Source organism: Salegentibacter sp., assembly GCF_036568425.1.
GTDB lineage: Bacteria > Bacteroidota > Bacteroidia > Flavobacteriales > Flavobacteriaceae > Salegentibacter.
Window position 1 is genome coordinate 1 of record NZ_DATCSO010000045.1, and the last position, 11,861, is coordinate 11,861.

The 11,861-nt window shown below is 40.4% G+C and carries 7 protein-coding genes; 3 read left to right on the forward strand and 4 right to left on the reverse strand.

Going from position 1 to position 11,861, the window contains the following annotated elements; genetic code table 11:
• Window positions 1–395: 395 nt before the first annotated feature.
• The gene (locus VIM94_RS04800; RefSeq protein WP_332038152.1) at window positions 396–971 is read left to right on the forward strand and encodes a DUF5004 domain-containing protein; all 576 of its coding nucleotides are present in this window, start codon (window positions 396–398) and stop codon (window positions 969–971) included.
• 84 nt (window positions 972–1,055) lie between these two features.
• Here the strand turns inward: VIM94_RS04800 and VIM94_RS04805 are convergent, their stop codons facing one another.
• Window positions 1,056–2,657 (reverse strand): hypothetical protein, encoded by a 1,602-nt coding sequence (locus VIM94_RS04805; protein ID WP_332038153.1) that lies wholly within the window; start codon window positions 2,655–2,657, stop codon window positions 1,056–1,058.
• Between the two features lie 277 nt (window positions 2,658–2,934).
• Window positions 2,935–5,763 (reverse strand): DNA polymerase I, encoded by a 2,829-nt coding sequence (polA, locus tag VIM94_RS04810; protein ID WP_332038154.1) that lies wholly within the window; start codon window positions 5,761–5,763, stop codon window positions 2,935–2,937.
• 219 nt (window positions 5,764–5,982) lie between these two features.
• Between polA and VIM94_RS04815 the strand changes: the two genes are divergently transcribed.
• Both VIM94_RS04815 and VIM94_RS04820 read left to right on the forward strand, forming a co-directional pair.
• Window positions 5,983–7,206: a metallophosphoesterase gene (locus VIM94_RS04815; protein WP_332038155.1), complete on the forward strand. Its 1,224-nt coding sequence runs from the start codon at window positions 5,983–5,985 to the stop codon at window positions 7,204–7,206.
• Window positions 7,207–7,265: 59 nt separating this feature from the next.
• Complete coding sequence (locus tag VIM94_RS04820; RefSeq protein WP_332038156.1) at window positions 7,266–7,562, forward strand: thioredoxin family protein; 297 nt, start codon at window positions 7,266–7,268, stop codon at window positions 7,560–7,562.
• Here the strand turns inward: VIM94_RS04820 and VIM94_RS04825 are convergent.
• Window positions 7,559–8,131, reverse strand: a complete 573-nt coding sequence (locus tag VIM94_RS04825) for a polysaccharide deacetylase family protein (RefSeq protein WP_332038157.1) — start codon at window positions 8,129–8,131, stop codon at window positions 7,559–7,561. The genes VIM94_RS04820 and VIM94_RS04825 overlap by 4 nt on opposite strands.
• A 150-nt stretch (window positions 8,132–8,281) precedes the next feature.
• The gene (locus VIM94_RS04830; protein ID WP_332038158.1) at window positions 8,282–11,581 is read right to left on the reverse strand and encodes a protein O-mannosyl-transferase family; all 3,300 of its coding nucleotides are present in this window, start codon (window positions 11,579–11,581) and stop codon (window positions 8,282–8,284) included.
• Window positions 11,582–11,861: the final 280 nt, after the last annotated feature.

The window sequence follows — 11,861 nt, forward strand, 5'->3', positions numbered from 1 at the left end:
GTAGCTTAATGTGTCCACACTAATTAAATTTACTTATTATTAAACATTCCATTCCCGTTCCCTACATGAATCATGGCGGGAAAACGGGGTGCAAATGTACAATTATAAATTCATATAGCAAATATGTGACTTATTAATTTATTGCATTGGAAATCCCTGTGTGTCAAGTGATTTTGATTATGCTTGTTTTTCAAAAGATGAGACCTGTTTCAATGCAGCTTCCCGTAAGCTTTAAGCCTTGTAATTATAATATGTGCCTTTCCAAAATCGGTTAAAAATCGACAAAATGCTTACTTACAACGACTAACGGTATTTTTAATGTTAAAAAAGTCATAAAATCAATTGGATGTTTTTAACTTTGCACCAGAAAAAGAAATAAAAACCCCAAAATTGCTATGAAGAATACGTTTAATTTAGGAACCAGGTTTTTTGTTCTTGCTTTAGTTATAATTCTGGGAAGCTGTGAACCAAATGATGAAGATATTATGGCTGCAGACATCTCAGAAACCAATCTTACTGTTATAGATCGTGATGCTATGGTAGGGGAGTGGCAATTAACTACTATGCAAGCCGATAGCCTTGTAGACCTTAATGATGACGGAATAGGCCATGAGAACATTCTCGAGGAAACCACCTGTTTTGACAGCATGGGTATTACTTTTTATGATGACGGAACCTTTACCACCGTGAACTCTAAACTCGATTTTAATTATGGACCAAATGGGGATGAATTTAAGTGTCTCTCAGGACGAACAGATCACGGCACATGGGATATTGAAAACGATGAGCTTATTCTGAATTTGGAAATTAATGCTGAGGTATATACCGACAGGAAAATCATTAACAAAGAAGCTGATAAATTTGGTTTTGATGTTTCTAAATTTGAATCCTCTCAATATGTTGATGATCCTGGAGATTCCCACGCCTCACATATTCTTGTGTTAGCGGTGGAGTATACCAGAGTTAATTAGGCTTTACCGCAGATTCTGAAATTAAAAGGAGGCTTTCCATTGCTGGAAGCCTCCTTTTTTTAATCTGAATTCAGAATGCTTACTCTATAATTGGTATCCCAAATCCTCCAATGCCTGTACTATTAAATCTGCATAATATGTAGGAGAAGCGCCGGGAGTTACTCCATAGTTGTATCCAAATTCAATACGATCGGATAAACCATAGTTGCCTGCGTAATTTCCTGTACCATTTTCAATATATTCTACAAGAGACTTGAAGTTGGCAAATGGCCCCCACGTATCTGTTTCTACCTGGAAGATCACGCCTCTGTAGTAATTAGCAGGAAAGGAATTCAACCTTGTTCTCAGGGCAGCAATGTCTAATTCGTATGCTCCTGTTCTGGTTGTGTTTTCATCCCAAACACCCCCGGTATGATAGATATACTCGGCTTCATCCTGGAAAACTAAAGCTATCACATTTCCGGTTGGAGTCTCCCCCTGGAAATTTAACATATTTAAAGTTCTTTCTGAGCCATCAGAAATAACTTTTACCTTATCATTATAGGCGTCTTCATCGTTATCATATAAACCAATAAGAGCATCTTTTAATAAGGTGTTTCTCATAGTCTGTAAGGGGGAAAGGGTCGAATTCATTGAGCCTGAGGAGTCAAAATAAATGTAAATATTAGTATCTACATCAATCACTGGAGGGGTTCCATTATCTGTTAATGGTGGGGTGTCTGTCGCACAGCCAACTCCTTCTCTAAAATGCCAGTAATCTAAAGCATCTTCCCCATCAAATAAGGTTCTAACCTGGACATCGGTAAGAGTAAAGCTTCGAATGACCTCTTCAGTAACCTCACCATAGGCATCAGAATTAAGTAGTGTAATTTCTACATAGTAATTATCTACTGTGTCTTCTCCACCTACATCGGGTAACGCAAAACAAAGAGGGCTGCCGGAATAATCTCCGTTATTGTCCATTTCTACAGTGTTTTGAACGTTAGAATAAAGCACGTCTCCCGTGTCGTCCATACCGCTCCAGATATTAACAGAGTACTCTGCAGGATAATGTCTTCCATTATCGTCGCAGAAGTTTCCAAAAATACAGAACTCTATAGCTTGATTTGGATGAAGATCAAAGAATAAATACCCAAATTCATTCACAGTACGATCATCAAAACATAATACATCTACATCTACGTATTTTTTTGTTCCTGCGCCTAAATCAAACTCGATAGGAAGTGGTGTGTCTACCCATTCAATGAAATCACTTTCCCCATAAGGCGCAAGCCAAATGAGAACATCATTTTCGTCATACACTGCAAAATAATCCAGGCTATATGGGCCAGGAACCAGTTCGAGATCCGAAGACTCTACGGTGAAATATTCTTCGGTTCCATCGTTATCATAATCTCCGGGTGTGGGGTTAACCTCTACCATAAGAGGCTCTTCATAACTACCTACATCAGTAGTACCGCTTAATACTACATGCACATAAGACGGAACTAACTCCGAACAATCTGGCAAGGTCATCTCTTGCCTGGTCTGTGAATCTTCCAGTAAATCATTTAAAACGGCTCCAAAATTAAGAGTGGCCATTTCAGGCTCATCTGCCGGAATAGAATCAATTTCATCTTTACTACAGGCAGTCATTAACATAGCAAGAACAGCCATGTACATCAGGTAATTTTTAAATCTTTTCATAATTAAAAGTTTTTGGTTAAATATTGAATGATTAATAAAATTCAATGTTAGTTAACCATAATGAATAGGTGTCCAAAATGCACATAGTTGACCTGGGAGGGACGGCGAAAAAAATAATGTGGGGTATAAATCAGGACCGGTTTTTAAGATTTCCGGTTTATTGATTCTTTTCAAATATAAGAATACCAACAGGCTGGAGACAATGGGGGAATGCCTGTATTATTGGGTAGATGATAAGGAAGTACTTTTGTATGAGGGGTATAAGGCGATTAGTGAGTTAATGAGCTTCCAGCCAATTTTGACCGGTACCAATCTCAACATCAAGAGGAACCTCAAGTTGATAGGCGTTTTCCATTTCTGCTTTAATCAGTTTTCCTATTTCATCAAGTTCGTCCTTATGTGCATCAAAAACCAATTCATCATGAACCTGGAGTAGCATCCTGGTTTTGTAATTACCTTCATTAAGCTTTTTGTGAATATTGATCATCGCAAGTTTAATGATGTCGGCGGCGCTTCCCTGTATTGGAGCATTTACTGCATTCCGTTCGGCTGCCCCTCTTACCACGGCATTCTGTGAATTTATATCCTTTAAATATCGTCTTCGGCCTAAAATGGTTTGCACATAACCGTGCTCACGGGCGAAAGCAATTTGATCTCCAATATAATTGGTGAGTTTAGGGTAGGTCTTATAGTAAGTGTCAATAAGTTCCTTGGCCTCGCTACGCGATAAATTGGTTTGATTGCTTAAACCAAAAGCGGAAACCCCGTATACAATTCCGAAATTTACTGTTTTTGCGTTGCTGCGTTGCTCCCTGGTCACTTCTTCAAGCGGTATATTAAAGACCTTGGCCGCAGTAGAGGCGTGAATGTCTTCCCCGTTTTTAAAGGCCTTTATCATATTATCTTCTTCACTAAGTGCCGCGATTATCCTTAATTCTATTTGGGAGTAATCGGCAGCGAGCAGGATATAGTTTTCATCCCTGGGAACAAAGGCTTTTCTAACCTCGCGACCTCTTTCGGTCCTTATTGGAATATTCTGTAGGTTAGGGTTATTAGAACTTAACCTCCCTGTCGCAGCTATGGTTTGTACATAATCTGTATGCACTCTCCCGGTGGATTTTTCGATCTGGTTGGGAAGAGCGGTTACATAGGTGTTCAGCAATTTTACCAGGGCCCGGTAATCAAGCACGTATTGTATAATGTTATTGTCTTTAGCAAGGCTAGACAATACGTCCTCACTGGTGGAATATTGACCTGTCTTGGTCTTTTTGGGCTTTTTTACCAGCTCCATTTTTTCAAAAAGGATTACTCCCAGTTGCTTTGGAGAACTTATCTTGAATTCTTCTCCTGCTTCAGCGAAGATCTTTGCTTCTAATTCGGCAATATCATTGTGTAGAGCTTCGGTCAGAGAATTAAGGAATTTTTCGTCCAGTTTTATTCCTTCCAGTTCCATATCGGCGAGGACCCGCACCAACGGGATTTCAATTTCATCAAAAAGCTTTCGGGTATTGGCTTCTTTTAATTCCTCTTCAAAATATTTTTTAAGCTGAAGAGTGATATCGGCATCTTCTACTCCATATTCGGTTTGCTGCTCCAGCGGCACTTCCCGCATAGATTTTTGATTCTTTCCTTTTTTACCGATCAATTCTGAAATAGGCTGCGGACTGTAATTCAAATAGGTTTCCGCAAGAATATCCATATTGTGACGCATATCAGGATTAATGAGGTAATGCGCAATCATGGTGTCAAAGAGCTGGCCTTTGATTCTGACCCCATACTTTGCCAGTACTTTGATATCGTATTTTAAATTCTGACCCGTTTTTTCAATATTTTCATCTTCAAAAAACGGCCTTAATTCGTCAATAAGGGCCTGGGCATCTTCTCTTTTTTCTGGAAATGGTAAATAGAATCCTTTTCCCGGTTGCCACGAAAAACCTATTCCTACTAACTCGGCTTCAAGGGCATTTAAACTAGTGGTTTCAGTGTCGAAACACACATTTTTTTGCTTCATCAGGTTTTTCAGAAACAGCGCTCTCGCCATTTGGGTGTTAAGGCTTTGGTAAACGTGGGGAGTATCCTTTAAGGTTTTTCTTCCTGAAGTTGATTCTATTTTTTCTGCAGGATCAGCTCCAAAAAGTGAGAACTGACCTTCACCCGCAGTTTTCGCATTCTTTCTTGCAGATGGAGAATTGGTGACCTGGGTTTGGGTGTGTTCTTCCTCGCCGCTGAAAAGCTTTATAAACTGGTCTTTAAGCCTCCTGAATTCCAACTCATCAAATATTTCCTGGACTTTTTCAGCATCTGGCATAGAAAGTTCATAATCCTCGGCGTGAAATTTCACATCGCAATCGGTTAAAATGGCTGCGAGTTTCTTAGACATCAGGCCCTGCTCCTTATGAGCTTCCACTTTTTCCCGCATTTTACCTTTTAATTTATCGGTGTTGGCAAGAAGATTTTCCATGCTCCCGAACTCTTTGATAAACTTTTTCGCAGTTTTCTCGCCTACCCCAGGAAGACCGGGAATGTTGTCTACTGCATCGCCCATCATCCCTAGAAAATCTATAACCTGATCCGGAGTTTGTACTTCAAATTTCTTTTGCACCTCGGGAATCCCCCAAATCTCAATGCCGTTGCCCATTCTGGCAGGGCGATACATGAAAATATTTTCAGTAACTAATTGCGCAAAATCTTTATCTGGTGTTACCATATACACCCGGTAGTTTTCCTTCTCGGCCTGTTGAGCTAAAGTTCCTATAATATCATCGGCCTCGCAACCCGGAAGAACCACGACCGGAATATGCATGGCATTAAGAATATCCTGAATTATCGGGATGGCCTCTTTTATAGGTTCGGGAGTAGCGTCGCGGTTTGCTTTGTATTCGGCAAACATTTCGGTGCGCACTTCGCTGCCTTCCTTGTCAAAACAAACTGCCAGATGATCTGGTCTTTCCCGCCTAATCACATCAAAAAGGGAATTCATAAACCCCATGATAGCCGAGGTGTCGAAGCCTTTGGAATTGATCCTGGGGTTTTTAATAAAAGCATAATAACCACGAAAAATCAAGGCATAAGCATCAACGAGAAACAGGCGTTTTTGATCAGACATAAAAAGGAGATTTGTTTTCTAAGAATATTCCAAAACTACAAAGATAAAATCATACCTCATTCGGGCCGGGTGTAAAAAATGGAAAACAAAGGCAGGCTTTTTGTAACGGGAGTTAAAAAGTGTAAGTTTCTGCGACTTATACAGGCGTTAAAACTTCTGTTAACGAAGCTTTTAAAGCAGGATGTTAAAAGTATATTTGCAAAAAAAACCAAATTCTCGATGCGCTGGCTCATTTTTATAGTTTTCTACCTTATTATTGATATTTATGCCTTTCAGGTACTCAGGAGTTTTACCCGTAGTAACTGGGCTCTTGGAATATACATCCTCATCTCTGTAGCGGTAGTGGGGAATTTTATTTACCAATGGATGCAGCCCACAGAGGGATCGGTACTTTCAATTGGGCGGGGGTATGCCTTCGGGTTCCTGCTTGCAGTTATTCTGGCAAAACTCTTAATGAGTCTTTTCATGTTAGGAGAAGATATCTTTAGGCTTGGAGCAGGAACAATAAGTAAATTTTCTTCTGAAGAAGGATTTAATATGCCTTCCCGCCGTAAATTTATAGGGCAAATTGCACTTGGGATCGCCGCCATTCCGTTAGCTTCGGTGCTGTATGGGATGTACCAGGGGAGATACAATTTCAGGGTGTTGCGTTATACGCTTTATTTCGAAGATCTACCCGATGCCTTCGATGGGTATAAATTAAGCCAGATAAGTGATATACATAGCGGGAGTTTTGATAATAAAAACAAAATTAAATACGGAATAGACCTCTTAAACGAACAGGAGAGTGACCTGGTTTTATTCACCGGAGACCTTGTGAATAATGAGGCTGCCGAAATGGATGCCTGGAAGGAAATGTTCGCTTCAATAAAAGCAAAAGACGGGGTTTATTCGGTATTGGGAAATCATGATTATGGAGATTATAAAAACTGGTCTTCAGCAGAAGAGAAGGTAGAAAATCTCAATAAGTTAAAAAATACCCACGCCGAAATGGGATGGAATCTCCTTCTTAATGAACATCGTTTTATTGAAAAGAAAGGAGAGCGTATAGCCCTGGTTGGGGTTGAAAATTGGGGGATAGGCGGATTTAAAAAAGCAGGAGACCTTGAGGCGGCAGCAGATGGTCTTTCGGCTAAAGATTTTAAAGTCTTGCTAAGCCACGATCCTTCCCACTGGCAGGAAATGGTAAAAAAGGATCAAAAGAACTATCATTTAACCCTTAGCGGCCATACCCACGGCATGCAATTTGGAATTGAAATTCCGGGTTGGTTCCGTTGGAGCCCGGTACAGTATCGTTATAAAAACTGGGCGGGTATATACGAAGAATTCGGTAGGTATATTAATGTAAACCGCGGCTTTGGTTACCTCGCTTTTCCCGGCCGTGTTGGCATCTGGCCGGAAATTAGCGTTATAGAGCTTAAAAAAGGCAGTAAGCCTGCTTAATAAGAAGAATTTGCTATATTTGAGTAAGCCGATGCAGTACTAACTAAAAATTAAAGCTGATGTCTAAATTTGGTGAATTAGTAGATCTTAAAGTCCCTGTTTTACTGGATTTTTATACTGAAGGTAACACCGTATCGGTTTCGATGAACCCTGTTTTAAGGGATGTGGCTGCGGCACTTGGAGATAAGGCCAAGGTTATTAAAATCGATATTGACAAAAATGCCCAATTAGCCGAAGCTCTTCGGGTAAAAGCCCTCCCAACTCTAATGATCTATAAGCGGGGGGAGATGAAGTGGCGTCAAAGTGGAGAACAGGATGCTCCAACTCTCATTGGCCTACTTAAAGAATACGTTTAAAGGCTTTTGAATTCATAAGCTTTTTCAGAAAAATATTTCAGGACCTTTGGTAAGGCGTATTTTAAGTTTTTCGAGGCTTTTTCACTGTCGTGAAAAACAATAATACTCCCTTCCGTAACATTTTCAACTACATTTTTATAGCAGGTTTCTTTCCTTATATCACTATCAAAATCCCAGCTAATCACATCCCACATTACAATTTTATATCCTTTTTTGGATAGTTCTCTGGCCTGAGAATTTTTTATTTTTCCAAACGGCGGCCTGAACAGTTTTGGTTTGGTATTCCCCGGATGTTGTTTTTCAAGTAGTTCTTCGGTTAAAAACACATCCTGAATGTATTCTGAAGTTGAGGTATTCCAGCCTTTTAGATGATGAAAACTGTGATTTCCGATCTGGTGTCCTTCCGAAACCACCTGTTGAAAGACTTCAGGGTGTTTCCTTATATTATCACCAATACAAAAGAAAGTGGCCTTAGCTTTATATTCTCTTAATTGGTCAAGAACCCAAGGGGTCACCCCGGGGACAGGGCCGTCGTCAAAAGTGAGATAAATGCTTTTTGATTTTTTCAAACGGGACAGCCTTTTGGGATAGAACCATCTCAAAACAGAAGGATATTTAACCAGAAAGCTGTTCATATTATAAGTAAAGAGCCCGGCTGAAATTTTAAACTTTTCTCCTTAGGTGAGAGTAAAGTGAAAATTTCAGCCAGGCTCATTATTTTATTCAGTAGAGTCTAACTCCAAATCATCCTGGGTTTCCAGGCCTGATTCCGGCATTGCCTCTTCCAGGACTTCTTCTGCAGGAGCGTCTTCAGGCTCCATTTCTTCTTCATCACCATAGAAATGCCTGAACATTCGAAGATGCTCATTAAATTCATCGGCTTTCTCCTGGATAATTTCTTCATCCTGATTTCTCACCAGGATATCTACCAGGCTTCGGTAGCGCTCCATATCAGAAATTATTTCGTCGGCATAACGGTACTGTCTGTCTACTCCCCAGGTGCTGTACCACTTCAGGTTTTCCTGGTATTTAGTGGCTACCTGCTCCCAGATTTCACGGGCTCTCTCGGGCTCACCCACTTTATAGTAGCCATCTATATAGGGCTCTACCAGACTGTAATATCCATAATGTTCTACCGGCGTGTGCTCCATAGCCAGGTCAAGGATTTCTTTGGCGCGGGCGGTATCTCCTTCATTCAGGAGATTTTCTACAAGTCGGGCTAAATTGCTGCGATAAGTGATGGAATTCTTTCGTGTTTCCGGATCGTGATATATGTCTTCGCTACCCATATTGCCCCAATCCCAGCTTTTAACGATATCGTACATTTTTTCGGTATTCACCTTGCCCATATCATAAGGGTTTCGGGGGTCTAATGGTGTTTGTATAGGCACGAGCTTGTAAGCTATTCCTTCAAGCTGAAGGTAATCTTTCATCCATAGATAATCGTCATCGCCATAGCTTCCGCCGGTGAAATAAATTGGACGCTCCCAATTATTATTGGCAATAATATCCAGCATCATCAAACGGTTTTTATAGAGGATCTGGGTGTCTATTTGCAGGTTGATATGATCTACAATCTGATCGGCAAATTCCTCTCTAACAATTCCATTTTCCAGAACTGTTTCTTTGTCTACAGGAATTCGAAGGTTTTTAGTAGGGAAGGTATTTACAAACTGCCCGCTTTGTAGTTCTGCTTTCGTACGGGAATCATCATTTTGTATGTAATTTAAAAAGGTTTTTAATGGGAGGGTATCCTGAGTGATCTCTCTAAAGAATATCGCATCATTTTTTCCAGTATAGTCCTCAGCTTCAAATTGCGAAGGGATTGGGTCACTATCAAAAGCCTTTCGCTTCATCTGGTCGATATACCAATCGGTAGCAAACAGGCTTGTATTTACAACTCTTACATCGGTTCTGTAGCGTTCAATTTGCTGAACATACCATAAGGCAAAAGTATCGTTGTCTCCAATGGTGAAAATTATTCCATTTTCATCTACTGAGTCCAGGTACATTTTAGCCATGCTAAGAGTCGTATCTCTTCCGCTGCGGTCGTGATCATCCCAGTTTTCAGAAGCCAATATAACGGGTACGGCAAGTAGAGAAACTATTGTGACTACCGGAGCGACGATCTTTGGTGTGAGGAATTTTTTAGCCCAATCGAACAAGGCATATACTCCAATTCCTATCCAGATGGCAAAAACATAAAATGAGCCTACCAGGGCGTAATCGCGTTCTCTGGGTTCAAAAGGACGTTCGTTGAGGTAAATTTTCAGGGCTATTCCTGTAAAAAGGAAAAATACGAGCAATACCCAGAAATTGTTTTTATCGCGTTTGAAGTGAAATACCAACCCGATGAGGCCTAAAATAAATGGCAAAAAGTAATATGTATTTCTGGCTTTATTATTTTTCACATCTGAAGGCAGATTATCCTGAGGCCCCAGGCGCATTTCGTCTATAAAATCGATTCCGCTGAGCCAGTTGCCATGCAAATCATTATATTTTCCCTGAATATCATCCTGGCGTCCAACAAAGTTCCACATAAAATATCTCCAGTACATATATCCTATCTGGTATTCCAGGAGGTAGGCGATATTAGCTGCAAACGAAGGTTTTTCTACATTAATATACTCTCCAAACTGCTGTAAAAACCTATGATAATCGGTGTTATCCAGATTGCCCCGGGAATATTCATTTTTGAATTCCTGAATAGCCTGCATGAGCTGCTCCTGTCCCTGGTACTCTCTCTTTACAGTGAATTCAAGAGGGCCGGTAAACTCCATATAATTGGCGGCGTGTTCACTGCTCCACATTCTGGGAAGAAAAGCTTTATGGCTATCGTCCAGGTTTTGCCGGGCATTTTTATAATCGTTTACAATTACGTATTCGCCTTTTTCTTCGTCCTTCTCATAATGTGGCTTCCCGTCTTTATATGGATTGTCAGGGTCTAAGCCACTATATATCTCCGAAAACTGAGGACCATAAAAGAGATGGGTTTCACCATATTGCTCCCGGTTATAATAGGCAAGTAATTCACGGGCGTTATCCGGACTGTTTTCATTGATTACCGTTGGCGCATTTGACCTTATAGGAAGCATAATCCAGCTTGAGAAACCTATCAAAATGAACAGAATACATAGAAAGAGTGTATTTAGCTGAAAATACCTCTTTTTGCGGGTATAATTTATTCCGTAGTAGAAGGCGACTACTATTAATATAAAGGCCACTATGGTTCCTGTGTTGAAAGGCAAACCAAGAGAATTGGTGAAAAATAGTTCTGAAACCCCAAAAAATGTAAGGGTATAGGGGAGTAGTAACTTAAAAATAAACATGAGTACTGCCACTACTACGATATTGGCGATAATAAAATTCTTAACTGTAACCTTTTTATAGTTCTTGAAGAAATATAAAAACCCGATCGCAGGGATGGTAAGTAAGCCCAGAAAATGCACACCGAAGGAAAGACCAATCACTAAGGAGATAAGGATAAGCCAGCGATTCCCACGAGCTTTGAACATATCGCGTTCCCAGAGTAATCCCAGGTAGAAGAGCAGGGCCATGATACAGGCGGCCATGGCGTAAACTTCGGCTTCTACGGCACTAAACCAAAAGCTGTCGGTAAATGTGAAGGCTAGCGATCCAACAGCTGCACTTCCAAGCACGGCGATCTTTTTCGCTGTACTTAATTTTTCGGCTGGTCCGGCAATTTTCAATACCAGTATACTTATGGACCAAAACATAAACAGCACAGCGAAGGCACTGGCCGTCCCCGACATAAAATTCACCATAAGAGCAACCTTTGTCTCATCGGTGGCGAACATAGAAAAGAATGCACCGGCCATCTGATAAAATGGGGCTCCGGGAGGATGCCCTACCTCAAGATTTGCCGAGGTGGCTATATATTCTCCGGCATCCCAAAAGCTGGCCGTTGGTTCTAAGGTTAAGGTGTAAGTTGTAAGTGCGATTAAAAATACCAGCCATCCCAGTATTTTATTCCACCTTGTAAAGCTGAAATCCCTCATTATGGTATTTGGTTTAATCCTGAGTGGCGAATTTAGTAATAAAATTGTGAACCCTTTAAGGGGAGTATCTAAATGCCCTATATTTTTAATAAGCCTGTAAATGTGAACACTAAAATCAGCTTTCCACAGTTTCTAAAATAAGTATTAAAAATACTCTTCGAATTTATTAGAAAAAGTTTGTGTAAATAAAAGTTTGTTTTAAATTTGCATCCGCATTTAAGCATTGGCCTATGGTGTAACTGGCAACACGTCTGGTTTTGGTCCAGAAGAGTCTAGGTTC

Coding starts and splice junctions, on each gene's coding strand:
- VIM94_RS04815 (WP_332038155.1), top strand. CDS start 5,983: ATGCGCTGGCTCATTTTTATAGTTTTCTACCTTATTATTGATATTTAT.
- VIM94_RS04800 (WP_332038152.1), top strand. CDS start 396: ATGAAGAATACGTTTAATTTAGGAACCAGGTTTTTTGTTCTTGCTTTA.
- polA (WP_332038154.1), bottom strand. CDS start 5,763: ATGTCTGATCAAAAACGCCTGTTTCTCGTTGATGCTTATGCCTTGATT.
- VIM94_RS04820 (WP_332038156.1), top strand. CDS start 7,266: ATGTCTAAATTTGGTGAATTAGTAGATCTTAAAGTCCCTGTTTTACTG.
- VIM94_RS04830 (WP_332038158.1), bottom strand. CDS start 11,581: ATGAGGGATTTCAGCTTTACAAGGTGGAATAAAATACTGGGATGGCTG.
- VIM94_RS04805 (WP_332038153.1), bottom strand. CDS start 2,657: ATGAAAAGATTTAAAAATTACCTGATGTACATGGCTGTTCTTGCTATG.